Source organism: Aeromonas sp. 603404, assembly GCF_049171775.1.
In the GTDB taxonomy this organism is placed as follows: domain Bacteria; phylum Pseudomonadota; class Gammaproteobacteria; order Enterobacterales; family Aeromonadaceae; genus Aeromonas; species Aeromonas veronii_A.
The window spans coordinates 146919-172814 of record NZ_JAAKPE010000004.1 but is presented as its reverse complement, the minus strand read 5'-3'; the positions used below and the strand labels follow the sequence as shown (position 1 = coordinate 172814).

Here is a 25896-nt window from a genome sequence, read left to right as displayed (position 1 = left end):
GTGGCAGGAAAGGAACCCGCAGACTCTCCTGCTGGAAAGTCTGTCGGGCGGTAATACACGGGACTGATGCCCTGAGGATTCAGATAGCTGTCTCTTGAGAGACTATCTTGTCGCGACCGGTGTTCTTTGCCTGATAGAGCAGCCGATCCGCTACGCTCAGCGCCTCGTCCATGGATATCCGCCCGACGCTGATCACGCCGTAACTGGCGCGAACAAAGAGCGGGGTTTCCGGTGACAAGGGTTGCTGGCGCAGCTGCTGACGCAGCCCTTCAAGACGCTTGATCAACACGGGGACGGTACAGTGAGGCACCATCATGGCAAACTCCTCTCCACCAAACCGGGCGATCATGGCATCGGGGAAGAACTGGGTCAGTAGCCGGGTCAGATGGCAGAGCAGTTGATCGCCGATGGCATGGCCCCAGTGATCGTTGACCTGCTTGAAGTGATCCACATCGAGCACACAGAGTGCGAGAGGCGTCTGCTGGCGCTGATGTTCTTCAAACCATTTTTGCCCTTCGTTGAACCAGTAGCGCCGGTTGTAGAGACCGGTCAGGTAGTCACGATTGGCTGACTCCTGAATGCTGTTGAACTGCTCGAGCGCCTCCAGATTGTGGCTGACCCGACACTGCAGCTCTTCCGGCTCGAACGGCTGGTTGAGAAAGTCGTTGGCGCCTTGCTTGAGGTAGCGAGCAGAAAGACCGCGCTTGTCCGAGACCGAAATCCCGATAATCGCGAGCTGCTGCTTGCTGTAACGCTCTCTCAGCATCCGCACCAGACTGATGCCATCGATATCCGGCATATAGTAGTCGACCAGTGCCAGCCGGATGTCCGGGTGTTGCTCCAGCATCGCCATCGCTTCACGGGCATGGCTGGCCTCATGCACCTGCAACAACTGCTTGCGCAACTGGGCCATGGTGCGGTGACGGGAGGTGCGTGAGTCGTCGACTACCAGCACTTCGATGGACTGGTTGAGATAGAGGCGGTGCACCAGACTGACGGCATATTGCAGCGAGTGGCGCGAATCCTTCATCACATAGTCCAGCACGCCGGTTTCCAGCCAGGCGGCACGTTTATCCTCGCTGATGTCGGCAGTGAGGATCACCACCGGCAAACCCTGAGCCAGCAGCTCGTTGACCGCTTCGCCACGGGGCGCATCCGGCAAGGTCAGATCTACCAGCGCGACCACATACTCCTCTCCCCGACAGTGACGGGCGCCTTCGAGAGTATCAAAGGCATCGATCTCGAGACCAGTCTGCTGGGCAATGGCCTGAGTCAGCATACGGCGGATGGTCAGGCTATCTTCGACAATCAATATCTTCTGTTTCATTAGACTCCTTCAAATAAAAAAGGCATACCAATGGGTATGCCTTATATCACAACTGCGCTTATTTATTGCGCATCGAGGTAGCGTTCTGCATCGAGGGCTGCCATGCAGCCGGTACCGGCAGAGGTGATGGCCTGACGGTAGTTGTGGTCGGCCACATCGCCGGCAGCGAAAACACCTTCAATGCTGGTCTGGGTGGCAAAACCGTCGAGGCCGCCACGTACTTTCAGATAGCCGTTTTGCATCTCCAGCTGGCCATCAAAGATCTGGGTGTTGGGCTGGTGACCGATGGCGATGAAGACGCCCATCAGTGGCAGGTCGGTGGTGGTGTCGTTCTGGGTGTTGCGCAGGCGCACACCGGTAACCCCCATCTGATCGCCCAGTACTTCGTCCAGGGTCTGGTGAGTGTGCAGCACGATGTTGCCGCTCTCGACCTTGTCGTGCAGACGCTTGATCAGGATCTTCTCGGCGCGGAATTCGTCGCGACGGTGAATAAGGTGTACCTTCTTGGCGATGTTGGCCAGATAGAGCGCCTCTTCCACGGCGGTGTTGCCGCCGCCAACTACAGCCACTTCCTGATTGCGATAGAAGAAGCCGTCACAAGTGGCGCAGGCGGAGACGCCGCGGCCCTTGAAGGCTTCTTCGGAAGGGAGGCCCAGATACTTGGCGGAGGCACCGGTGGCGATGATCAGCGCATCACAGGTGTATTCGCCATTGTCACCCTTGAGGCGGAACGGGCGCTGGGTCAATTCGACACTGTTGATGTGATCGAACAGAATGCGGGTATCGAACTTCTCTGCATGGGCTTTCATGCGCTCCATCAGCGCCGGGCCGGTCAGCCCTTCCGGGTCGCCGGGCCAGTTCTCTACCTCTGTGGTGGTGGTCAGCTGGCCACCTTGCTGCATGCCGGTGATGAGCAGGGGATTGAGGTTGGCACGGGCGGCGTAGACGGCGGCAGTGTAACCGGCCGGGCCTGACCCCAGGATCAGCAATTTGCTGTGAGTGACTTGGCTCATGATGTGATTTCCGAGACGTGATGAGTTTGCGCGATTGTAGGTAATTCGTGATCCGGGGTCAAAGGCCAGTGAGTCGATTGTTTCAATCGGCTTCCTGCATCACTGCGCAGTCCGGTCGGGCATGAAAAAGAGATAAAAAAACCGCCCATCGCGGGCGGATTTTCACTTATCGTTGACTGGCTCAGGCCAGCGCAGATCAGTTCAGCAGGGTCAAGGGATCCGTGTAGGCAAGGCTATGAGCCACGGCGACTTCTTTGCAGGTGAGCTTGCCCTCCATCACGTTGAGGCCATGACGCAGGTGCACGTCTGACGACAGGGCGTCGCGGTAACCTTGTTGAGCCAGCTTGATGATAAAGGGGAGGGTAGCGTTGTTGAGTGCCACGGTCGAGGTGCGGGCTACCGCACCCGGCATGTTGGCGACACAGTAGTGCACCACCTCATCGACAATATAGGTCGGATCCTGGTGGGTGGTGGCGTGGGAGGTTTCCACACAGCCGCCCTGATCGATGGCGACATCGACGATAGCAGAACCCGGCTTCATGCGCGCAATGTGGTCACGGCGGACAAGTTTTGGCGCAGTGGCACCCGGCACCAGCACGCCGCCGATGACCAGATCGGCCGCCAGCAGATGACGCTCCAGCGTCTCGCTGTTGGAGTAAACCACCTTGGCCGCTCCCTGGAACTCGTTATCGAGACGGCGCAGGGTATCGACGTTGTTGTCGAGGATGGTCACATCCGCGCGCAGGCCAATGGCCATGCGGGCTGCATTGGAGCCGACCACGCCGCCGCCGATGATCACCACCTTGGCCGGTTCGACACCGGGTACGCCGCCGATCAGCACTCCGCTACCACCGCGCGATTTTTCCAGCGCCTGGGCACCCGCCTGAATAGACATGCGTCCGGCCACTTCTGACATGGGGGCCAGCAGGGGCAGGCCGCCACGGCCGTCGGTGACGGTTTCATAGGCGATACAGATGGCGCCGCTTTTCAGCAGGGCTTCGGTCTGGGGCAAGTCTGGCGCCAGATGCAGATAGGTGAACAGGGTTTGACCCGGACGCAGCATGGCACATTCGACAGGCTGAGGTTCCTTGACCTTGACGATCATCTCGGCTTTGGCGAAAACCTCTGCTGCAGAGGCCAAAATTTCGGCTCCAACAGCGATATAATCTGCATCGCTGAAGCCAATGCCGTTTCCGGCACCGCTTTGGACGAAAACAGTATGGTTTCGTGCTGTCAGTTCACGTACACTGGCCGGAACCATGCCTACGCGGTATTCATGGTTTTTTATCTCTTTAGGTACACCGATAATCATGCTATCCCTCGTCTATAGATTGGTGTTTCATGTTGCCAAAATGTTAACCAACATTTGCGCCTAGTATATTCAGGTATTGACAGGATTTGTGACCATAATTATAAAATGACTGGTGATTCTTACCAAAAAATAGCCAAAGGATGGAATAAAATGATGGAAGCTAAGAGTCGGCTAAAGGATTTGGACAGGATTGACCGCAACATTCTTAATGAACTGCAAAAGGATGGCAGGATTTCGAATGTTGAGTTGTCCAAGCGAGTTGGCCTGAGTCCTACACCGTGTCTGGAACGGGTTCGTCGCCTCGAGCGACAAGGGTATATCGAAGGATATGCTGCGATTCTGAACCCTCATTATCTGGATGCGTCGCTGCTGGTTTTTGTAGAGATAACCCTCAACCGCGGTGCTCCCGATGTGTTTGAACAGTTCAACAAGGCTGTTCAGGTACTCGAAGAGATCCAGGAGTGTCATCTGGTTTCCGGTGACTTCGACTATCTGCTCAAGACCCGAGTCAGCGACATGTCGGCTTACCGCCGTCTGTTGGGGGAAACCCTGCTGCGTCTGCCCGGTGTCAATGACACCCGCACCTACGTGGTGATGGAAGAGGTCAAGCAGAGCAGTCGTCTGGTGATCAGCACACGATAAAGCAGGTTATGCCGTGGTATCTTTTCCATATGAGACACCATGACAGTCAGAAACGAGCGGCCGGTCCGCTCGTTTCTTCTTGTAAAGATAATTGCAAATATGGCCCCGTCCCATCAGGCTCTGGCTGACAATCGATGGGCTTTTCGGGGATACTAGGCCCCCTTATTTCCTGCATTACATGTTTTCAGAAAGGAGCCGGAGTTTGGCCGATAAAAAGCTGTTTACTCCTTTATCAGGTACACAACGGATCTTCGAAGCCGTCTTGATCGCCATCACCCTGATGGCTGCTTATCTTCTGCTTGCCCTGTTGTCCTATCATCCCGCTGATCCCGGCTGGTCCCAGACCTCCTGGCAAGGGGAGGTGAAGAACCTCGCCGGTAGTGCCGGTGCCTGGCTCGCCGATATCACCATGTTTACCTTTGGTGCCTTCTCCTATCTGGTGCCGCCGCTGGTGGTGCTGCTGGGCTGGAGTCTGTTCTGGCGCCCGAGCCGTCTGCTCGATGTGGATTACCTCACCCTGGGGGTGCGGATCATCGGCTTTATCCTGACCGTGCTCGGCATGTCGGCCATTGCCAGCATGAACTTCAACGATCTGCAGAACTTCTCCGCCGGTGGTCTGGTGGGGGATGTGATCGCCTCCGCGGTGGTGCCGCTGTTTGGCGGCGTCGGAGCCAACCTGATGCTGCTCTGCTTCGTGGCAACCGGCATCACCCTGTTTACCGGCTGGTCCTGGCTCACCATCGTCGAGCAGATCGGCGCGGCCTGTACCGGTTCGGTCAGCGCTGTTTACCACTTCCCGACCACCCTTGGCCGCTGGTTGACCGGTGGCTGGCGTCAACCCCGCAACGAGGGGCCGGATCCCTTGCTGGAAGGCGGGGTAGGGGCCATCGCGTTTGATGACGAGGAAGATGAGCCGCATACCAGCTGGACTCGCAAGCCCAAGGCCAAGAATCAGAAGGCTGCCGCCGAAGAGTGGCTGCCGGAACTCGACGACGATACCTTCGAGTTCGATCCCCAGTTTGATGATGAAGATGACGAGCCGGCTCCGGCTGCCAAGCCGAAACGTGCGGTGGCGGCTGCCAATGGGCGCCGTCAGCCGGTACTGGCTGTGGCCGACGACGATGATGAGGAGGATCTGGATCTGCCGTGGGCCGAAGGGGACGATGAGATCGCCGCACCGGTAGCCGTCGCACCGACCAAGCCCAAGCGTCGTCCGCAGTCAACAATGCCGCCGTTGCCGAGTATCGAGCTGCTGGACAGACCGCCAGCCAAGACCCAGATGATGAGCAAGGATGAGCTGGATCGCATGGGCCGTCTGGTGGAGGCCAAGCTTGCCGACTACAACGTGCAGGCCAAGGTGGTCGGTGTCTATCCGGGCCCGGTTATTACCCGTTTCGAGCTGGATCTGGCGCCGGGCATGAAGGCGAGCAAGATCACCAACCTGTCCCGCGATCTGGCCCGCTCTTTGTCTGCCAGCAGCGTGCGGGTGGTTGAGGTGATCCCGGGCAAGACCTATGTGGGGATCGAGTTGCCCAACCGGGTGCGTCAGACCGTTTACCTGCGCGAAACCCTCGACTGCGATGCTTTCCGCGATAGCCGCAACCCGCTCACCATGGGCCTGGGTCAGGACATCGCCGGCGAGCCGGTGGTGGTGAACCTGGCCAAGATGCCGCACCTGCTGGTGGCCGGTACCACAGGTTCCGGTAAGTCGGTGGGGGTCAACACCATGATCATCTCGATGCTCTACAAGTCATCCCCCGATGACCTGCGCTTTATCATGATCGACCCCAAGATGCTGGAACTCTCGGTCTACGAAGGGATCCCGCACCTGCTGACCGAGGTGGTGACCGACATGAAGGACGCCGCCAACGCCCTGCGCTGGTGCGTGGGGGAGATGGAACGCCGTTACAAGCTGATGTCGGCGGTCGGGGTGCGTAACCTCAAGGGCTACAACGACAAGGTACTGGCTGCCATCGAGGAGGGGGAACCCCTGCTGGATCCGTTGTGGCGTCCGGGCGATTCCATGGATCAGATGCCGCCGGAGCTGGAGAAGCTGCCCCACATTGTGGTGGTAGTGGACGAGTTTGCCGACATGATGATGATCGTCGGCAAGAAGGTGGAAGAGCTGATTGCCCGTATCGCCCAGAAGGCGCGGGCGGCCGGTATTCACCTTATCCTTGCGACCCAGCGTCCGTCGGTGGATGTCATTACCGGTCTTATCAAGGCCAACATCCCGACCCGGATTTCGTTCCAGGTGTCGAGCAAGATTGACTCCCGGACCATCATCGATCAGGGCGGCGCCGAATCTCTGCTCGGCATGGGTGACATGCTCTACATGCCGGCCGGTACTTCCAACCCGACCCGGGTGCACGGCGCCTTTGTCGATGACCACGAGGTACACAAGGTGGTGGCGGACTGGAAACTGCGCGGCGAGCCGAACTACATCGATGAGATTCTTTCGGGCGAATCTGGTGGTGAAGGTGGCAGCGGCGAATATGGCGGTAGTGACGACGAAGAGCTCGACCCCCTGTTTGACGAAGCGGTTGCCTTCGTGGTGGAGTCCCGCCGTGGTTCGACCTCCAGCGTGCAGCGCAAGTTCAAGATTGGTTACAACCGGGCTGCTCGTCTCATCGAGCAGATGGAAAATCAGGGCATTGTGAGCGCCCCGGGTGGTAACGGTCAGCGCGATGTGCTCGCTCCGCCGCCGGTGCGGGACTAAGGCCCACCCTTTTACTGTTATCCTGGCCATGCCCCTCACGGGCGTGGCCTTTTATCGAGATGGTCGTTATGAAAAGCATGATGAAAAAACAGCTGTTGATCGGATCCATGCTGCTGGTTGCCAGCAGCCAGGTGTGGGCCGACGCGGCCAGCGATCTCAAGCAGAAGCTGGCCAGTGTCAGCCTCTTCTCCGCCAAGTTCTCCCAGACTGTCTACGACAGCAAGGGCAAGGAGCTGCAGCGCGCCAGCGGCGATCTGCTGGTGCAGCGCCCAAACCATTTCAATTGGCATACCACTGCGCCTGACGAGAGCCTGATCGTGGCTGATGGCAAGGATGTCTGGGTGTATGATCCCTTCGTCGAGCAGGTCACCGCCCTTAAAATGAAGGATGCGGTGCTCAATACCCCCTTCGTGCTTATCACCGGCAATGACGAAAAACTGTGGAAGCAGTACGACGTGACTCAGCAGGGTGATGTCTACACAGTCACCAGCCGTGATCCGAGCGAGCTTATCGCCTCCTTCCGTGTAACCTTCGATCGCGACAACAACATCAGCCGCTTCGATGTGAAAGAGGCGCAGGGGCAGTGGACCGAATTTACCCTCAATAACTTCAACCGCAAGCCGGTGCTCAAGGGTAACGAATTTGTCTTCAAGATCCCGAAGGGGGTCGAGCTGGATGATCAGCGCTGATGAGCAATCTGTCGCTGGATTTCTCCTCGGACTTTCGTCCGCTGGCGGCCCGGATGCGGCCGCAAAACCTCGACCAGTATATCGGTCAGCAGCATATCCTGGGGGCTGACAAGCCCCTGCGCAAAGCGATCCTGGCGGGTCACTGCCACTCCATGATCCTGTGGGGGCCACCCGGTACCGGTAAAACCACGCTGGCGGAGCTGGTGGCTCACTACTGTCAGGCGGAAGTGGAGCGACTCTCGGCAGTGACCTCAGGCATCAAGGAGATCCGCGCCGCCATCGACAAGGCCAAAGAGAACAGCTGGCGCGGGGTGCGCACCATCCTCTTCGTGGATGAAGTGCACCGCTTCAACAAGAGTCAGCAGGATGTGTTCCTGCCTCATATCGAAGATGGCACCATCACCTTTATCGGTGCCACCACCGAAAACCCCTCGTTCGAACTCAACAACGCGCTGCTCTCCCGTGCTCGGGTCTATCTGCTCAAGCGACTTGAGGAGAGCGACATCCTCGCCATGCTCGATCAGGCGATGACCGATCCCCGTGGTCTCAATGATCCGGTGCTCACCTTTGCCCCCGGGGTGAAGGAGGCGCTGGCCAAGGCGGTGGATGGGGACGGGCGTAAATCCCTCAACTATTTGGAGCTGTTGGCCGACATGGCCGAAACCGACAGCACAGGGGCGAGGGTGATCGACAGCGCGCTGCTTGCCGCCGTAGCGGGGGAACATGTGGCCCGCTTCGACAAGGGGGGGGATCACTTCTACGACCTCATCTCGGCGGTGCATAAATCTATCCGCGGCTCGGCACCGGATGCGGCACTCTACTGGTATGCCCGCATGGTGAGTGCCGGCTGCGATCCCCTCTACATTGCCCGCCGCTTGCTGGCCATCGCCTCGGAAGATGTGGGCAATGCCGATCCCCGTGCCATGCAGGTGGCTCTATCTGCCTGGGATTGTTTCCACCGCATCGGGCCGGCGGAAGGGGAGCGGGCTATCGCCCAGGCGATCGTCTATCTCGCCTGTGCCCCCAAGAGCAATGCGGTCTACACCGCCTGGAAGGCAGCGCTCAATGATGCCAAAAACCTCCCTGACTTCGAGGTGCCGGTGCACCTGCGCAATGCGCCGACCCGGCTGATGAGCGATCTGGGCTATGGCGCCGAGTATCGCTATGCCCATGACGAGCCGGGCGCCTATGCTGCGGGGGAGGAGTATTTCCCCCCCGAGCTTGCCGGCAAGCAGTACTATCAGCCTACCGATCGTGGCCTTGAAAAGCAGATCGGCCAGAAGCTCGATTATCTCCACGAGCTGGATCGACAGAGCTCGCAAAAACGGGGCCGATAGCCCCGCTTGTTTGTCAGCAGAATGAAAATTGGTCAAGTACCGGAATAATTGGGGTGTTTGACCGCACAAGTCGGCAAAAACGACCCAAATAGTCCCTGTTCGGGCAGGGGGGCGGTCTGCTACACTGCCCCTCTGACCCCGTTGGTTTCGGCCTGATACCATCTTCTTGATTTCGAAGGCCTGACTCTCAAGGCGACGGGGGCCAACCGATGTTAACTTCCGGATCTGTTTTTTAGCCCGTCATGATGACTCAGGCCCAGATCCCTTATTAAAAAAGTAGGTAACCCATGCTGGATCCCAAATATCTGCGCAGCGACATCGATGAAGCTGCCGCTCGTCTGGCGACACGTGGCTACGTTCTGGACGTAGCGGCTGTCAATGCTCTGGAAGAGAAGCGCAAGGATCTGCAGTCCCGTACCCAGGAGCTGCAGGCCGAGCGCAATGCCCGCTCCAAGTCCATCGGTGAGTCTGCCCGTCGCGGTGAAGATGTTGGCCCGCTCAAGGCCGAGGTGACCAAGATCAATGACGAGCTGGAAACCAGCAAAGTCGAGCTGGATGCGCTGCTGACCGAGCTGAAAACCATTGCCGACGCCATCCCCAACCTGCCGAGCGAAACCACCCCGGTGGGTTGTGACGAGAACGACAACGTGGAAGTGCGCCGTTGGGGTACCCCGCGTCACTTCGACTTCCCGGTACGGGATCACATCGATCTGGGCGAAGCGGCCAAGGGCGTTGATTTCAAGAACGGCGTCAAGCTCTCCGGTTCCCGTTTCGTGGTGATGAAGGGCCAGATTGCCCGTCTGCACCGCGCCCTGGCCCAGTTCATGCTGGATCTGCACACTCTGCAGCACGGTTACACCGAGTGCTACGTGCCCTATCTGGTCAACCCGGACAGCCTGTACGGTACCGGCCAGCTGCCGAAGTTCTCCCAGGATCTGTTCAATACCGGTATTGACGGCGAAGGGGAAGAAGAGGGCAAGGTGCGCAAGTTCTCCCTGATCCCGACTTCCGAAGTGCCGCTTACCAACATGGCGCGCGACGAGATCTTCGATGAGCAGGAGCTGCCGATCAAGATGACCGCTCACAGCCCCTGCTTCCGCTCCGAAGCGGGCTCCTACGGTCGTGATACCCGTGGTCTCATTCGTATGCACCAGTTCGACAAGGTCGAGATGGTACAGCTGGTTCACCCGGAGAAATCCTGGGAAGCGCTGGAAGAGATGGTGGGTCACGCCGAGAAGGTGCTGCAACTGCTGGAGCTGCCGTATCGCGTGATGGCGCTCTCTACCGGTGACATGGGCTTCTGCGCGGCCAAGACCTACGATCTGGAAGTGTGGCTGCCGGCCCAGAACACCTACCGCGAGATCTCCTCTGTCTCCAACTGCACCGACTTCCAGGCGCGCCGCATGCAGGCTCGCGTGCGTGTCGATGGCAAGCCGCAGCTCATTCACACCTTGAATGGCTCAGGTCTGGCTGTGGGTCGTACCTTGGTCGCTGTGCTTGAGAACTACCAGCAGGCAGATGGTCGTATCGCCATTCCGGCCGCGCTGCAATCCTACATGGGTGGCCTGACCCACATCGGGTAAGCTCACGCAGCTGACCACAACGCCATGGCATTGCCATGGCGTTGTGCATTCTGGCGCCGAACAATCGTTTTAGTGCTGAAAAAAATGCAGCTTTTCGGCGCCGCTTTGAACAGTTAACACATTTTTATCAAGCAATGCGCAATCGTTTTTGTTAGACTGCGCCGCAATTTCGCAGGACATCTTTTTCTATGGTCTGGATTGATTACGCCATCATCGGCATCGTCGGTTTCTCTGCTCTCATCAGTCTGGTGCGCGGCTTCGTCAAGGAGGCCATGTCTCTTGTCACCTGGTTCGTCGCCTTCTTTATTGCCAGCCATTTCTATCCTGATCTCGCCGTCTATTTCACCTCCTTCTCCGATGCGCTGGTTCGCAACGGTCTGGCCATCGCAGCCCTGTTTGTGGCGACCCTGATCCTCGGCAGCGTGGTCAACTATGTGGTGGGCCTGTTGGTGGACAAGACGGGTCTCTCCGGTACCGATCGGGTGCTGGGGGTCTGCTTCGGTGCAATTCGCGGGGTGCTGATCGTCAGTGCCCTGCTTTTTTTCATGGATACCTTCACCAGCCTCTCCCAGAGCGACTGGTGGGTGGCGTCCAAGCTGGTGCCGGAGTTCAAGCCGGTGATCCAGTGGTTTTTCGGGTTCATGTTGAACTCATCCAGTTTTCTTAAACAGGTATAGTGACTTCGAGGTAGCAAAGACATGTGTGGTATTGTCGGTATAGTTGGCACCACCCCCGTCAATCAGGCCCTCTACGACGCCTTGACGGTGTTGCAGCACAGGGGACAGGATGCCGCCGGGATCGTGACCATTGATAGTGGAAACTTCCGGCAACGCAAGGCCAATGGCCTGGTGAAGGACGTGTTTGAAGTGCGCCACATGCAGCGTTTGCAAGGGAACATCGGCATAGGTCATGTCAGATATCCCACCGCAGGCAGCTCAAGTGCCGCTGAAGCCCAACCTTTTTATGTGAACTCTCCCTACGGCATGGTGCTGGCCCATAACGGCAACCTCACCAACGCCAAGGAGCTCAAGGAGCAGCAGTTCAAGGTCGCCCGTCGTCACATCAACACCACCTCCGATTCGGAAGTGTTGCTGAACGTGCTGGCCCACGAGCTGGATCGCTGTGACAAGATGGCCCTGCGTCCCGAAGATATCTTCGCTGCGGTGCGCAGAACCCATCAGCAGATCCGCGGTGCTTATGCGGTGGTCTCGCTGGTGATTGGCCATGGTCTCATCGGTTTTCGCGATCCCAACGGCATTCGCCCGCTGATCCTCGGTCGTCGTCAGGACGAGCAGGGCCAGGTGGAGTACATGCTCGCCTCCGAGAGCGTGGCGCTCGACGCCATCGGTTTCGAGACGGTGCGGGATATTGCGCCGGGTGAAGCCATCTACATCACCGAGCAGGGCCAGCTCTTCTCCGAGCAGTGTGCGGAGAACCCGCAGATGAGCTCCTGTATCTTCGAATATGTCTATTTCGCCCGTCCCGATTCGTGCATCGACAAGGTCTCGGTCTACGCCGCCCGCCTCAACATGGGTCGCAAGCTGGGTCAGAAGATTGCCCGCGAGTGGGAAGATCTCGACGTCGATGTGGTTATCCCCATCCCCGAGACCTCCTGTGACGTGGCGCTGGAGATCGCCCACACCCTCGACCTGCCATACCGTCAGGGCTTCGTGAAGAACCGCTACATCGGCCGTACCTTCATCATGCCGGGCCAGACCCAGCGCAAGAAGTCGGTGCGCCGCAAGCTCAACGCCATCAGCTCCGAATTCAAGGGCAAGAAGGTGTTGCTGGTGGACGATTCCATCGTGCGTGGTACCACGTCCGAGCAGATCATCCAGATGGCCCGTGAAGCGGGGGCAGCCAAGGTCTACTTCGCCTCGGCGGCGCCGGAAATTCGCTTCCCCAACGTCTATGGCATCGATATGCCCACCGCCAACGAGCTGATCGCCCACGGCCGTGAAGTGGAAGAGGTGTGCAAGCTGATTGGCGCTGACGGTCTGATTTTCCAGGATTTGGAAGATCTGGAAGCTGCCGTACGGGAGATCAACCCGGATCTGCGTCACTTCGAGACCTCGGTGTTCAATGGCCACTACGTCACCTCCGACGTGGACCAGTCCTATCTGGATCACCTCAATGCCCTGCGCAACGATGACACCAAAGCGGTGCGTGAGTGGCAGGAAGGCACCAGCAATCTGGAAATTTTTAACGAAGGAAGTTAAACGTTTGCGGTTTTGCCGGATGGGATAGCGAGATGGGGGCCTGTTGCCCCCATTGTCGTTTTTGCCTCACACAGGCAGAAGGGGGAGGAGATATCTGTTTGAAAAACATCCGCTTATCTTGCCGGATATGGGCATGGCCAGCAGGATCCGCTAGCATAGGCGGCAACATATATGACCGATACGCTTTTAAGAGACGAGAGTTCAGATGGATGATCTGCTAGCCCCAGTGCGCCAGTTTTTGCAGTGCGAGACCCCGGATGAGTGGGTGGAGATGGCGCGAGATCCGGCCCGTTTGCCGACCCTGCTCATCGATCACGCCAACTGCGAGACCAAGGCCGCACTCACTGCCCACAGTCTGGTGCGCCGCTACTGCCTGCCCAAGGGCAAGCGCCATCTGCTGCCCAAGCTGGAGTTCTATCGCGAGCTGGATGCCATTCCGGAGAAGGCCGAGATCCTGGGCAAACGCAGCATGGGGGAGTCTGATCGCACCGTCTTTGCCGAGCTGGAGCGCAATCCACTGCTGTTTCCCATGGTGCGACTCATTCAGGAGGAGCTGCACCACTTCGAGCAGGTGCTGGAGATCATGCAGGCCCGCGGCATCGAATACGGGCCGGTGACGGCCTCCCGCTATGCCCGTCAGTTGATGCAGCATGTGCGCACCCATGAACCGGCCACCATAGTCGACAAGATGATCATCGGTGCCTATATCGAGGCCCGCTCCTGCGAGCGGTTTGCCAAGCTGGCGCCCCATCTGGACGAAGAGCTGAGCCGCTTCTATGTCTCTTTGCTGCGCTCCGAAGCGCGTCACTATCAGGATTACCTGAGCCTGGCCGAACAGTACGCAGGGGAGGATATCAGCGAGCGGGTGGCCTTCTTTGGCAAGCTGGAAGCCGAGCTAATCTGCTCGCCGGATCCCCAGTTCCGGTTTCATAGCGGCCTGCCTGTCACATCTGACAGTTGTTGACGCACAGGGGGCAAACTACTATTGCCCTGTTCCTACTACGAGCGACAAGTAGTTACTTTTGAGCGCAATTCCCGGCCCTGAGCCGGGATCTTTTTTTCTGTCGTACCTCCTTCCTGCTTTTGGCGCTCTATGCTGAATCCCTGGCTATTTTTGCGTCTTCCCCTTGCGATGAAATCCTGTTCGAACAGCCGGTTATTGTGGTGATAAAGTGCTCATTCAGGTGGCTCACCCTTGTAGAAACGGGCGAAACCGTGTACTTTTTTGCCTTCGCAAGATTTGAATAACCAATCAATAGGAGCGTGTATGCGCATTGTTCTGTTGGGGGCTCCGGGCGCCGGCAAAGGTACCCAGGCTCAGTTCATCATGGAAAAACACGGTATTCCCCAGATCTCCACCGGCGACATGCTGCGTGCGGCGATCAAAGCGGGCACCGAGCTCGGTCTGAAAGCCAAAGCTGTGATGGACGCAGGTCAGCTGGTCTCTGACGACATCATCATCGGTCTGGTCAAAGAGCGCATCGCTCAGCCGGACTGCGCCAAAGGCTTCCTGTTGGACGGTTTCCCGCGCACCATTCCCCAGGCGCAAGCCATGAAGGACGCCGGTGTCGTGGTTGATTTCGTGCTGGAGTTCGATGTGCCGGACGAAGAGATCGTCAAGCGCATGAGCGGCCGTCGCGTTCACTCCGGCTCCGGCCGTACCTACCACGTGGTGTTCAATCCGCCGAAAGTGGAAGGCAAGGATGACGTGACCGGTGAAGATCTGGTGATCCGCGCCGACGACGAAGAGACCACAGTACGCAAGCGTCTGGATGTATATCATCAGCAGACCGCGCCGCTGATCGGTTTCTACGGCAAAGAGGCGGAAGCGGGCCACACCCGTTACGTCAAGATCGACGGCACCCAGCCGGTTGATCTGGTCAGCAAGCAGCTTGCCACCATTCTGGGCTGATCTTTGCTGCCGGCACTGTTTCCCGTGCCATCAGATAAATAAAGAGAAGGGCCCTGTCGGGCCCTTTTTGCATAATGACAGATAGACAGGAAGCCAACGTGACCACGAAAACCGGAATATTGCTGGTCAATCTGGGTACCCCAGCCGCACCGACCACCGCTGCCGTCAAAGCGTTCCTCAGCCAGTTCCTGCACGATCCCCGTGTGGTGGACCTGCCCCGTTACCTCTGGTGTCCGCTGCTCCACTTCATCATCTTGCCGACGCGCTCGCCCAAAGTGGCCAAGCTCTATCAGCAGGTCTGGACCGAGCAGGGCTCGCCGCTGATGGTGATAAGCAAGCAGCAGCGCGCTGCGCTGGAGCAGGAGCTCAAGCGGGAGGGGGTCGATGTGCCGGTGGAGCTGGCGATGACCTATGGTTCCCCGTCAGTGAATGATGGCTGGCAGGCGCTCAAGGCCAAAGGGGTCAACCGGGTGATCCTGTTGCCGCTCTATCCGCAATATTCGGTCAGTACCACCGCCTCGGTCTTCGATGCCTGGAGCAAGGCGATGAAGAGAGAACGCAATCTGCCGGTGGTACGGCTCATTCGTGATTATCACGCCCATCCCGAATATATACAGGCGCTAGCCATGAGCGTGCGCCGTCACTGGGAGCAGCACGGTCAGGGTGATCACCTGCTGATGTCGTTCCACGGCATTCCCGAGCGCTACGAGAACGAAGGGGACCCCTATGGTCACCAGTGTCGCCACACCGCCACTCTGCTGGCCGAGGCGCTCGGGCTGGAGGCCGGGCAGTGGACGGCCAGTTTCCAGTCCCGCTTTGGCAAGGAGGAGTGGCTCAAGCCCTACACAGACGTGACCATTGGCGGTATGCCTGCTGCGGGCATCAAGCGGCTCGATGTGATTTGCCCTGCCTTTGCCGCCGACTGCCTCGAAACCCTTGAGGAAATTCAGGTACAGAATCGGGAGATCTTCATGGAGGCCGGTGGCGAGCGGTTTGAATATATTCCGGCCCTCAACAGCGATCAGGCCCACATCAGGATGATGGTCTCGCTCATCTGCCGCGAATTGGCATGAGTGACCGGCAGTCAGTCAAACAAGGAGTCGAGTCATGGTACATATCACGCTGATCTACGCAGGCCTGCTTGGGCTGCTGTTTCTAGGGCTCTCCTTCTGGGTGGTCAAACGCCGCGCCCAGTTCGGGGTGATGATAGGACAGGGGGAGGCCCCCGAGCTGCTGGCGGCGATCCGGGCCCACGGTAATTTTGCCGAGTATGTGCCGCTGACCCTGCTGCTGATGGCGCTGTGCGAGCTCTCCGGTGCCGGTGCGCTCTGGCTGCATGCCGGTGGCGCCATGCTACTGGTTGGCCGCCTCCTGCATGCCATCGGCATCCAGATCCCCAAAGCCCCCAATGTGCCCCGTTTTCTGGGCACCTTGCTGTTCTGGCTCGCCCTCGGCCTCTTCTCGCTGCTGGCTCTGTTGCAGGGCATGGCGGCCACCTGAAAACCGACGCTTTTGCATGCTATGGAACCACCCCGGGCAGGGTGGTTTTTTTATGGTGAAAAGGCAAACGTTTTTCCTTGCAAGCCTTGTCTATACTGACTCCATTATTTAAACAGGGCGACTTTTCGGGGCGGCGGATTGTGTTAAAATCCCGCCCCTCTTTCCCCCAGAGCACAGAACATTGCCATGAAATTTCCCGGTCAGCGCAAGTCCAAACACTACTTCCCTGTCGACAGACGCGATCCCCTGGTGCCGCAAAATCCCCTGTTAACCGAACTGGGCAAAGCCTACGTGGTCGGGATTGATCAGACCCTGGTTGATATTGAAGCCCATGTGGATGAAGACTTTCTGACCCGTTATGGTCTGAGCAAGGGGCACTCCGTTGTCATCAATGACGATGTAGCCGAACGGATTTATGACGAGCTCAAGGCCAACAACATGGTAGTGAGCGAGTTTGCCGGTGGCACCATTGGCAACACGGTACACAACTACTCGGTACTGGCCGACTCCCACTCCATCCTGCTGGGTGTGATGAGTCAGGATATTCGCATCGGCTGCTACGCCTACCGTTATCTGTGCAACACCTCTTCCCGCGTCAATCTGGACTATCTGCAGCCGGTGGATGGCCCCATCGGTCGTTGCTTCACCTTCATCACCGAGTGCGGCGAGCGCAGCTTCGGCATCAACGCCGGCAAGATGAACCAGCTGGATGTGCAGCACATCCCGGAGGATGTGATCAAAGGGGCATCTGCCCTGGTGATCACCGCCTATCTGGTGCGTGGTGACGATGGTGATCCGATGAAAGAGGCGGCCATGACCGCGGTGCGTTATGCCCGCGAGGCCGGTATTCCCGTGGTGCTGACCCTGGGCACCCGTTTCGTCATCGACGAAAACCCCCAGTGGTGGCGCGACTTCATTGCCGAGAACGTGACTGTGCTGGCGATGAACGAAGACGAAGGTGAAGCCCTGACCGGCATCGCAGATCCGCTCGGTGCGGCCGACAAGGCGCTCGATTGGGCCGACATGGTGCTCTGTACCGCAGGCCCCATCGGTCTTTACATGGCGAGCTACACCGACGAGGACTACAAGCGCGAGACCACTCATACCCTGTTGCCGGGCGTCATCCCCGAGTTCAACATGTATGAGTTCAGCCGTCCGATGGCCCGCGCCAAGTGCCGCAAACCGACCCGGATCTACTCCCACATCTCCCCGTACATGGGTGGCCCGGAGAAGATCAAGAACACCAACGGGGCAGGGGATGGCGCGCTTTCCGCCGTGCTGCACGACATGGTGGCCAACTCCTATCACCGGATGAATGTGCCCAACTCCGCCAAACACATCTCCGAGTTCCTGACTTACTCCTCACTGGCCCAGGTGTGCAAATACGCCAACCGCGTCAGCTACGAGGTGTTGGCCCAGAGCAGTCCCCGTCTCTCCCGCGGTTTGCCGGAGAAAGAGGACAGCCTGGAAGAGGTTTACTGGGAGCGTTGATCTCCTAATCTGCAAGGCGCCTCCATCGGGAGGCGTTTTTGCAGGCTAATGGGGGTTATCCCGGCTTTTTTGCCGGAATAACCCCAATATGCTTGAGTCCATGTCACTTTTGCGACACCATTTGGCCATCGTATTGTCGCCCGACAATGCCGCAGCACCCGAAAGAAAGAGAGAACCCCATGAGCATGCTTAACGACAATCTTGACGCCAATTTCCAACTGTTTATCGAACAAGTCCGCGAGTCGGGTCAGGTGTGGGGACTGCGCTATGGGGAAGACTGGGTTGTCTGCCGCTCAGCCGAATTTGAAGATGCCGACGTGATGCCGCTCTGGTCTGCCGAAGAGGACGCTCGTCTGCACTGTGTTGACGAGTGGGCCGATTACGAGCCGGAAGTGATCGATCTGGAAGAGTTTCTCGATATCTGGATCAACGATCTGGATGAAGATGATGTACTGGTTGGCCCGAACTGGAACGCCGACCTGGAAGGTCAGGAGCTCGAACCCATCGAGCTGGCCAAGGCACTGGTTGAACTGGACGCCTGAAAGCGCCTCCATTGATGGCATGAACGCACAGGCCATCGGGACAAAGACCGGCATCCGCGAAGGTGCCGGTCTTTTTTATGGTCGAATGGCCCGATTGATGAGTTAAAAGCCGATTTGCCTTTGCACCTGTCAGGGGGATGGTCCATCATCAACCTTTTGCCAAGGGAGGAGCGCCATGTTTGTATTCGACGTAACGGGAGCTGCGGGTGAGAAGGCCAGCATTCGGGTGCAGGCGCTGGATTGGGCGCAAGCCGGACCAGTGACCTTCCAGTGCGATGATGATCAGCTGGCGGTCGTGCTCCTGAGCGGTTGTCGTTGCGATGCGGTGGGCTTTTTCAACCTGTTGGCGGGGTGCAAACCGCTCTATATCGAGCAGTGGCTCAGCTATCTGCAGGAGAGTGGTCGCATTGGCAAGTGGAGCCACCAGACCGAGAGTCCCGCCGATGGGGACTATCTGGCCAGAGCCGGTCTGGAGCACGATGAGCTCAATAGCCTGCTTGGCCAGGTCTATCAGGTGGCGGGGTTCAACCGGTTGCAGATCAACCGTTACCTCAAAAACCGCCACAATCCTACTACACTGGCGACCCGTTACGATCAGAAGGAGTTGGAGCGTTACCGCCAGCTCAATGACATCATTCTGACCCTGTTGAAGCTGAAGCATCCTCAGTAAAGAGCCCCAGCTGGCTGATATCCGGTCGCAGCGGTTGCGGCCGGGCGATCAGATAGCCCTGCAAGCCATCCACGTACATCCCCTGCAGCAGCTGTTTCTGGCCAAGCTGTTCTACCCCCTCAGCAATCACCTGACATCCCATCCGATGTGATACATCGACGATCATCCGCACAAACTGCTGGTTGGTCTGATCCTGCTCCAGCCCGGTAATAAGGGCAGGGTCCAGCTTGATGTAGTCGGGCTTGAGCTCGCGAAACAGGGTAAAGGAGCCGATCCCCTTGCCGAAATTGGCGATCGCCGAGCGGCTGCCGTTGCGGCGCAGCAGTTCAAATACCCGCTTGGCACCGGTCAGATTGCGTTCCAGATGCTCTTCATCCAGCTCGAACACCAGATTGGCGCTGGTATTGGGATCTTTGAGCAACTGGCGGTCAAGCCAGATCAGGAAGGCGCTGTTTTGCAGCAGGTTGGGGGAGAGATTGACTCCCCAGCGACTCTGATTGGCACCAAAAGCCCGGTATTGACGCATTATATGAACAATCACCAGTTGCTCCAGCCGCATCACCATATCGAGCCGCTGGGCCATGGCAAACAGGGTGTCGGTGGGCAGGGCGGTACCATCGCTGCCGCTGAAACGGGTGTAGATTTCGTTGTAGGCCAGCATGCTGCGGTGCAGGGGCTGGATTGGCTGATAGGTGAAGCTGAGTCGCTCCTGTGCCAGCACTTCAGTCAGCACCTCGCGCCAGTGATGCTGTCCCTGCAGATCGGAGACGTTGTCATCCTGCTGGATGGCCCAGCCATTGATGGTTTCGGTCTGGGCGCGTGCCAGCGCCAAATCCGCCCTGGCCAGCACGGCTTCGATTTTCTGGCCGCTGCTGAGCTTGGTCAACCCCGAGTAACCTGTGCTCTCCAGCTCGTGTTGAGCCTGATAGTGATCGAAAGCCACTTTCAAATCCTGTCCCAGCAGATGGGGGGGAATATTGGCCACCGGTTGCACCAGCACGGCGAAATCAGCCCCCGAAATGCGATAGACCTGATTGCCCGGGAAGCGGCTCACCACCCGCTTGATAAGGGCCGCCATGTCCTTGATGTAGGCATCACCAGACTGGAAGCCGCGCTGGGCGTTGATCTTGCCAAGCTCGGTGGCGCGGATCAGCACCAGACTTGCGGTCTGGGTGTCCTGATCCCGCTGCAGCAACTCGGTCATGTCGCGGCGAAAGGCGTGGCGGTTGAGTAGTTGAGTCAGCTCGTCGGTGGTGGCCAGATTGCTCAGTTCGGTCAGCTGACGATGGGCACTCTGTTCGGCACTCTCGAACTGCTCCAGCAGCTGTTGCAGCACTTCCCGGGAGGCGGGCTCATTAAGCAGTGAGGGATCCCGGCTCCTGATGGCCTTGACCCAGGTGAGCTCCTGATGCTGGACCATGCCGTCCATGGTGCGCATGGCCAGCATTAACAACAGGATCATGCCGAGCAGTGTGGTGGCCAGAATAACTGTCAGAGTGAGCGGTGTGCTCTGAAGGGCCAACCAAACTGCTTGCAGGAGCAGCAGGGGTATGGTCACTATGGTGGCGATCATGAAGAGGGGGCGTCCAAGCTTGTGAACCATCTTTTTATCCTTGAAGTGGCTGCTTTATGAGGGAATTTTAACCAAGCTTGCGGTGCAAAGCATGCTATTCCTCGCAACTCGGTGAAAAGGGTCAATTGAAATCGGTTAAATGTGAGTGAAACCACTTTCACAGGTACCGAAACAGGCGAAGATGAGTTGAAAACAGATCAAACAAGGCAGAGGTAAATCATGTTGTTAGAGCCAGAAAATAGTGCCAAAGCACGACAATTGTTGAACCAGAGTATGGCACTGGTGCTGGCAGGTGGACGTGGCAGTCGCCTAAAGCAGTTGACTGACAACCGAGCCAAGCCTGCCGTCCATTTCGGTGGCAAATTCCGGATCATCGACTTTGTGCTCTCCAACTGTATCAACTCGGGGATCCGCCGGGTTGGTGTAGTCACCCAATACAAATCTCACAGCCTGCTGCGTCACCTGCAATCGGGCTGGTCCTTCCTGCGTTACCAGATGAACGAATTCATCGACCTGCTCCCTGCCCAGCAACGGGTGGACGAGGTGCACTGGTATCGTGGTACCGCCGATGCCATCTATCAGAACGTCGATATCATCCGTGACTATGGCCCCAAATACCTGGTGGTGCTGGCAGGGGATCACATCTACAAGATGGATTACGCCGCCATGCTGCTCGACCATGTGCGCCTTGGCGCCAAGGTGACGGTAGCCTGCATCGAAGTGCCGCGGGCCGAGGCCTCTGCTTTCGGCATCATGGATATTGACGAGCAGCGCAAGATCCGCGCCTTCGTCGAAAAACCGGCCAATCCGCCCGCCATGCCGGGTTGCGAAGATCGCTCGCTGGCCTCCATGGGGATCTATATCTTCGAGGCGGAGTACCTCTACCAACTGCTGGAGGAGGACATTCACAATCAGGACTCCAAACACGACTTCGGGATGGATGTGATTCCCCGCATCGTGGAGGAGGGGCTGGCATTTGCTCACCCCTTCAACATGTCCTGTGTCGGCGCGCGCGAGGGGCAAAAGCCCTACTGGCGTGACGTGGGTACGCTGGACTCGTTCTGGGAAGCGAACATGGATCTCGCTTCCGTGGTGCCCGAGCTCGATATCTACGATCAGAACTGGCCTATCTGGACCAGCCAGACCCTGACGCCTCCGGCCAAGTTTGTGCAGGACCGCAATGGCCAGCACGGCATGACCATCAACTCCATGTTTGCGGGCGGGACCATTGTCAGCGGGTCGTTCGTGCTCAACTCGGTGCTCTTTACCAATGTGCGGGTGCACTCTTTCTGTACCCTGGATCAGGCCATCATCTTCCCCGGGGTCGAGATCGGCGCCGGTTGCCGTCTGCGCCGGGTGGTGGTGGACAAGGGATGTGTGCTGCCAGATGGGTTGGTGGTGGGTGAAAACGCCGATGAGGATAGCCGCCGCTTCTACCGCTCCGAACAGGGAATTGTGCTGGTGACCAAAGAGATGCTGGACAAGCTGGTTTGAGGAAAGCCCTTGAAATTGTATCAGACGCTGTAATGCAAAGGGAGCCAATTTGGCTCCCTTTTTCATGCTGGTGAATGGCGAAGATTATTCGCTAACCACCGCTTTGGCGGCCATCACCATGGCGGTGCCGTGCTTGCCACCGGCGGCGGTCACTTGCGGTACGCCATCTTCATCGGTATCGCTGCCGGCACCTTCGATGATGTTCTCGCCGGAGTCGCCGATCCACTCGGCCATCTGCATGCCACCATTGACGGTGCCACGGAACCAGCTGACGTACTGACCGGTCAGTTTGGCCAGCTCCAGCTCGGGCGCCTTCTCGGCACCTTCGTTGCGCAGGTTCAGCATGGCAGAGCGCAGGGCGCCAGAGATGGCCGCCTGGGTCCAGGGAGTGTATTCACCCTGTTTACCCGCCAGCCAGGTGCCCGCCTTGGCATTGAAGTAGGCCTTGTCGGCAGCGACAAACAGCTCGCGGGCGGCGGTGCGGTACTTGGCATCGGAGGTAGCGAGGAAGGCGGCCGTCAGACCGCGGATAGCGGCGAACTGCGCATCGATGGAGTAGCCGGCATCGAGCTTGCCACCCAGGGTTATGCCGTCATGCACCAGACCATTTTTGCCCTTGAGGTTGGCAAGGATGAAATCGGCCTGCTTGCGGATCAAGTCGAGCGCCTCTTGACCCTGCTTGGTCTTGAGGTTCAGCTCGCCATTGTCACCGGCGGCGTAACCGACCGGCAGCGCGTCCTGAGCGCGCTGGAAGATCTGCAGGGCGACCAGTGCGTAAGCGGCGTCAAAGGTGGTGACGTGCTTGCCCTGTTTGCCTGCCTGCCAGCTGTCGACCAGGGTGCCAGCCTTGGCATCAAAGTGCAGGGCCGCCAGGTTCTTGAAGGTGAGGTTTGAGAGATTGATCGCCAGCGAGAAGGCATCGCTGCCCGCAACGGCTTTGCCCAGGTCATTGGCCTTGTTGGCAGCCGGTGCGGCGGCAAACGGTGCGCCGTCAAACACGGCGTGGAAGGCTGGGTTCTGGTTGGTGTTGGCGCTGCGCTGATCGCTGAAAGCATAGAACTCGGAGAGCGGCCACAGCATCATCCAGGCATCGCGCAGCTGGGCGGAGCCATCCACCACCTCCAGCTTGCCGATGGCCCCGGCATCGTTGTTGCTGGTTTCGGTCACTTTCACCTGATGGGGGAAGTAGACAACGCCCTTGGCCGGATCGTACTGCGGGGTGATCCTGGCGCCCAGTTGCTTGCCATCGAAGCCAAGCTGGTTCTGCATGATGGCCAGCTTGTCGATGGACTGCTCGGTCAGCATCATGCCATTGAAGCCATCGGCGGCAGAGACGCCCAGCTTGTGCTTGCCATCCTGATCCATGGTGGCGGAGGCGGCTTCTACCTCTTCATCGGTTTCGGCTACGTGCATGCCGCCGAGGAAGTCCTGGGACCACATCACCTCTTTGAGCAGGATGCCGCCCACCGCTGCGGGCACCAGCAGGTTGTCGCTGCCGCTCCAGCGCAGGGTGCTGTAGTCGCGGAAGTAGGCGGGCACCTGGGTCTTGACGGTTTTCTCGGTCCCTTTGGCGGTCTTGATGGTGATCTGATCGCCATTGACCGGAGTGGCGTTGACGGCCTGGGCAAACTCTGGATTGGCGGAGGCGTAGGGCAGGGAGAGGGGATACATGCCTTGCGGCACTTCATCGGCCGGGAAGCCGACCGCATCGGCCATGGCCAGCACCCGTTGCCCCAGAGAGGCCATGGTGCCACCACGGGCCAGGTTTTGCGGCCCGTTCACCAGATGTGGGCCCATGCCGGATTGGTAGTTGAGGGCGTACATCGCCTCTTCGGAGTATTCGTAGGATTCGATGCCGGCAGCGAAGTCGAACGGAGTTGGTTCATCGGCACGGTTGGCATCCAGCACATCCAGATCCAGCCCCAGTGCTTCGGCTAGCGGCTCGCCAGAGAGCTCGAATTCGGTATAGGCCAGCATGTTGGCGGCGGTATTGAATGTCTTGTCTTCGACCTTGACGGCAGCGTGTGCGGCGCCGCTGATCAGTGCGCAGGCGATCGCCTGAACCAGTACGGTTTTTCTCATGTCCCTTCTCACCATTGGTTGGTTTTATTATTGACGCTTCTCATGACGAATCTAAATGAGAATGGTCTGCATTATGCTGTGTTGGAGGGGACTTGAGAAGTAAAAAACCGCCCCATTCGGCTGCACGTTAAACCGGATGTGCGTTGTCGAAGAGGGCGGTTATCTGTTTATTGCGATGAAAGTGCCAGTGCGGCGGTGATCAGAGCAGCTTGAACGGGATGACCAGACGGCCCGGCTCTACCTTGAGGGCTTCAACCTTGTCCTTGATCCTGGCTTCGTTCTTGCGGCTGCTGTCGAGGCGGTAGACCGGGGTCTGCGACAGGAACAGGGAGAGCGACTGATTGAAGGTGGGCAGCAGTGGGGTGAGGGCGGCCCCGATATCGGCCGGCTCGGTCTTGACCGAGATCAGTTCAAGGTCGCGCAGATAGATGGCGCCCTGATCGGCCACATAGTCGGGGCGGGCACTCAGGGCAAAGCGGATCTTCATCTGCTGGCTGCCAAGGGGGCTGCTCACCTGCAGGTCGCCAGCGGCATCCAGCTCGATGCGATCCGCTTGTTTGCGGCCGATACGGCTCTGCATCTCATCCAGACGGATCTTGCTCGACATGATGCCGGGGATCCCCAGCTGTTTTTCAAAAGAGACCTGATCTTTGAGGTACTGGTTGATTTCGGCCTCGCTGACATTGTACTGGGTCAGGGAGCAGGCCCCCAGCAGCAGGGCGAGGGGGAGTAACAACAACTGTTTCAACATGATGGATTCCGCTTGGGCAACTATGATGGCGCTATCTTACGCGATAACGGGCGTGGAATGAGAGCCTCATACCGTGGGAAATCACGGAGTTGCTGCATTCCCGATTGTTTTTTGGCAACCGCCGGGTTCATCATCGACGAGTGAGCGGAATAGGGCTGAGCTGTTGGCTGCGGGCGTAGGTCTACGCCTTAAGCAGAGAGAAGAGCACAGAGAGCGAGAAGAGCAAAGAGAGCGAGAAGAGCAAAGAGAACGAGGAGAGCGTAATGGTTCGGATGGGCAAGGTTGGCTGCAGGGCGCTGCTGTGGCTTGGCTGCATGATGGGACTCTGGAGCCCATCGCTGTGGGCCGAGGTGAAAGTGATCCCGGTATTCGAGGCGCAGGCCGCGGTGCAGACCCTCAAGGAGATCTATCCCCAGCTTGGGGTGAGTGCCATGGGTAATCAGCTGGTGCTGAGCGGGACGCCAGCCCAGCTGCAGGAGGCCGAAGCCACGCTGGCGCAGATCAACCAGCCACCGCAAAGCCTGCTTATCGAGTGGCGGGTCGATGGTGCCGCCAGCGGTCAGCAACTGGGAGGCTCAATCAGTCGCGACGAGGTCAAGCGGCAGTGGTTGCTCGATGGCAACTCCCAGCAGTACCAGCGCAGCCAAAACGACAGCTGGCAGGTGCGCGGGCTTTCGGGCCGTCCCGTGCTGCTGCAGATGGGCTCCTATCAGCCGGTGACTTTCTACCAATGGAACGGGGGCGCCGTGGTGGGGATGATGCCGTTGGTGAACGGCCTCTATGCCACGGCCACCTTGATTGGCGATCGGGTGCAGATTGCGCTGAGCAGCGAACAGGCGAGGCTGGATCAGGGCACCATCAATCGTGGGCAGAGTGCCACCGAGGTGAGCGGGGCCCCAGGCCAGTGGCTGACGGTGGGGGAGCTCTCGACCAGCTCGGCAGATCAGGGGAGCAGGCTCGGCACCCAACTACAGGGAGGGCGAGGCAGCCAGAGCGAGCGCCAGACCCTGCAGATCCGGGTCACCCGCCAATAAGCAATG

At 58.5% G+C, this 25896-nt stretch carries 22 protein-coding genes; 16 read left to right on the top strand and 6 right to left on the bottom strand.

Features of this window, described 5'->3' with window-relative positions:
* Nucleotides 1-79: 79 nt before the first annotated feature.
* The 3 genes from G5306_RS08045 to ald all read right to left on the bottom strand — a co-directional run bounded on the left by G5306_RS08045 (nucleotide 80) and on the right by ald (nucleotide 3652).
* Nucleotides 80-1327: a diguanylate cyclase gene (locus G5306_RS08045; RefSeq protein WP_257697060.1), complete on the bottom strand. Its 1248-nt coding sequence runs from the start codon at nucleotides 1325-1327 to the stop codon at nucleotides 80-82.
* A gap of 62 nt (nucleotides 1328-1389) precedes the next feature.
* Nucleotides 1390-2340 carry a thioredoxin-disulfide reductase gene (gene trxB / locus G5306_RS08040; RefSeq protein WP_421312696.1) on the bottom strand — a complete coding sequence of 317 codons (951 nt, stop codon included), beginning with the start codon at nucleotides 2338-2340 and terminating at the stop codon, nucleotides 1390-1392.
* 196 nt (nucleotides 2341-2536) lie between these two features.
* Nucleotides 2537-3652, bottom strand: a complete 1116-nt coding sequence (ald, locus tag G5306_RS08035) for an alanine dehydrogenase (RefSeq protein WP_421312695.1) — start codon at nucleotides 3650-3652, stop codon at nucleotides 2537-2539.
* A gap of 150 nt (nucleotides 3653-3802) precedes the next feature.
* Here ald and lrp point away from each other — a divergent pair, with 150 nt between their 5' ends.
* From lrp to G5306_RS07965, 14 genes are all read left to right on the top strand, one after another.
* Nucleotides 3803-4294, top strand: coding sequence for a leucine-responsive transcriptional regulator Lrp (gene lrp, locus G5306_RS08030; protein WP_005300047.1), 492 nt, complete (start codon nucleotides 3803-3805; stop codon nucleotides 4292-4294).
* Between the two features lie 202 nt (nucleotides 4295-4496).
* On the top strand, nucleotides 4497-7013 hold the full coding sequence (locus tag G5306_RS08025; RefSeq protein ID WP_421312694.1) for a DNA translocase FtsK 4TM domain-containing protein: 2517 nt from the start codon (nucleotides 4497-4499) through the stop codon (nucleotides 7011-7013).
* An 80-nt stretch (nucleotides 7014-7093) separates the two neighbouring features.
* Nucleotides 7094-7702, top strand: coding sequence for an outer membrane lipoprotein chaperone LolA (gene lolA, locus G5306_RS08020; RefSeq protein ID WP_421209180.1), 609 nt, complete (start codon nucleotides 7094-7096; stop codon nucleotides 7700-7702).
* Nucleotides 7702-9039, top strand: a complete 1338-nt coding sequence (locus G5306_RS08015) for a replication-associated recombination protein A (RefSeq protein ID WP_421249486.1) — start codon at nucleotides 7702-7704, stop codon at nucleotides 9037-9039. Before lolA ends, G5306_RS08015 begins: the two co-directional genes overlap by 1 nt.
* Before the next feature lie 287 nt (nucleotides 9040-9326).
* Nucleotides 9327-10622, top strand: coding sequence for a serine--tRNA ligase (serS, locus tag G5306_RS08010; protein WP_421312693.1), 1296 nt, complete (start codon nucleotides 9327-9329; stop codon nucleotides 10620-10622).
* A 188-nt stretch (nucleotides 10623-10810) separates the two neighbouring features.
* Entirely contained in the window at nucleotides 10811-11299 is a 489-nt protein-coding gene (locus G5306_RS08005) for a CvpA family protein (RefSeq protein WP_005337086.1), read from the top strand.
* A gap of 21 nt (nucleotides 11300-11320) precedes the next feature.
* Entirely contained in the window at nucleotides 11321-12841 is a 1521-nt protein-coding gene (purF, locus tag G5306_RS08000) for an amidophosphoribosyltransferase (RefSeq protein WP_005351229.1), read from the top strand.
* 205 nt (nucleotides 12842-13046) lie between these two features.
* Nucleotides 13047-13805 carry a tRNA isopentenyl-2-thiomethyl-A-37 hydroxylase MiaE gene (gene miaE, locus G5306_RS07995; RefSeq protein ID WP_005346385.1) on the top strand — a complete coding sequence of 253 codons (759 nt, stop codon included), beginning with the start codon at nucleotides 13047-13049 and terminating at the stop codon, nucleotides 13803-13805.
* A 303-nt stretch (nucleotides 13806-14108) separates the two neighbouring features.
* Nucleotides 14109-14753: an adenylate kinase gene (gene adk / locus G5306_RS07990; protein WP_005337083.1), complete on the top strand. Its 645-nt coding sequence runs from the start codon at nucleotides 14109-14111 to the stop codon at nucleotides 14751-14753.
* A 98-nt stretch (nucleotides 14754-14851) separates the two neighbouring features.
* Nucleotides 14852-15826 carry a ferrochelatase gene (gene hemH, locus G5306_RS07985; RefSeq protein ID WP_201946924.1) on the top strand — a complete coding sequence of 325 codons (975 nt, stop codon included), beginning with the start codon at nucleotides 14852-14854 and terminating at the stop codon, nucleotides 15824-15826.
* Nucleotides 15827-15860: 34 nt separating this feature from the next.
* On the top strand, nucleotides 15861-16253 hold the full coding sequence (locus G5306_RS07980; protein ID WP_421312692.1) for an MAPEG family protein: 393 nt from the start codon (nucleotides 15861-15863) through the stop codon (nucleotides 16251-16253).
* 186 nt (nucleotides 16254-16439) lie between these two features.
* Nucleotides 16440-17744 carry an inosine/guanosine kinase gene (locus G5306_RS07975; RefSeq protein ID WP_216953402.1) on the top strand — a complete coding sequence of 435 codons (1305 nt, stop codon included), beginning with the start codon at nucleotides 16440-16442 and terminating at the stop codon, nucleotides 17742-17744.
* 179 nt (nucleotides 17745-17923) lie between these two features.
* A complete protein-coding gene (locus G5306_RS07970) occupies nucleotides 17924-18286 on the top strand; it encodes a DUF2750 domain-containing protein (RefSeq protein ID WP_005337077.1) in 363 nt (120 codons plus the stop codon).
* 175 nt (nucleotides 18287-18461) lie between these two features.
* Complete coding sequence (locus G5306_RS07965; protein WP_069553886.1) at nucleotides 18462-18956, top strand: hypothetical protein; 495 nt, start codon at nucleotides 18462-18464, stop codon at nucleotides 18954-18956.
* Here G5306_RS07965 and G5306_RS07960 read toward each other — a convergent pair.
* A complete protein-coding gene (locus G5306_RS07960; protein ID WP_421312691.1) occupies nucleotides 18919-20559 on the bottom strand; it encodes an EAL domain-containing protein in 1641 nt (546 codons plus the stop codon). The genes G5306_RS07965 and G5306_RS07960 overlap by 38 nt on opposite strands.
* A gap of 189 nt (nucleotides 20560-20748) precedes the next feature.
* On the opposite strand from G5306_RS07960, the gene glgC reads away from it, so the two are divergent.
* Nucleotides 20749-22023 carry a glucose-1-phosphate adenylyltransferase gene (gene glgC, locus G5306_RS07955; RefSeq protein WP_421221576.1) on the top strand — a complete coding sequence of 425 codons (1275 nt, stop codon included), beginning with the start codon at nucleotides 20749-20751 and terminating at the stop codon, nucleotides 22021-22023.
* A gap of 84 nt (nucleotides 22024-22107) precedes the next feature.
* Here the strand turns inward: glgC and G5306_RS07950 are convergent, their stop codons facing one another.
* Together G5306_RS07950 and G5306_RS07945 are read right to left on the bottom strand one after the other, a co-directional pair.
* A complete protein-coding gene (locus G5306_RS07950) occupies nucleotides 22108-24105 on the bottom strand; it encodes a hypothetical protein (protein WP_421258177.1) in 1998 nt (665 codons plus the stop codon).
* Between the two features lie 199 nt (nucleotides 24106-24304).
* Nucleotides 24305-24856, bottom strand: coding sequence for a lipoprotein (locus G5306_RS07945; protein WP_216953405.1), 552 nt, complete (start codon nucleotides 24854-24856; stop codon nucleotides 24305-24307).
* A gap of 314 nt (nucleotides 24857-25170) precedes the next feature.
* On the opposite strand from G5306_RS07945, the gene G5306_RS07940 reads away from it, so the two are divergent.
* The gene (locus G5306_RS07940) at nucleotides 25171-25890 is read left to right on the top strand and encodes a hypothetical protein (protein ID WP_421312744.1); all 720 of its coding nucleotides are present in this window, start codon (nucleotides 25171-25173) and stop codon (nucleotides 25888-25890) included.
* Nucleotides 25891-25896: the final 6 nt, after the last annotated feature.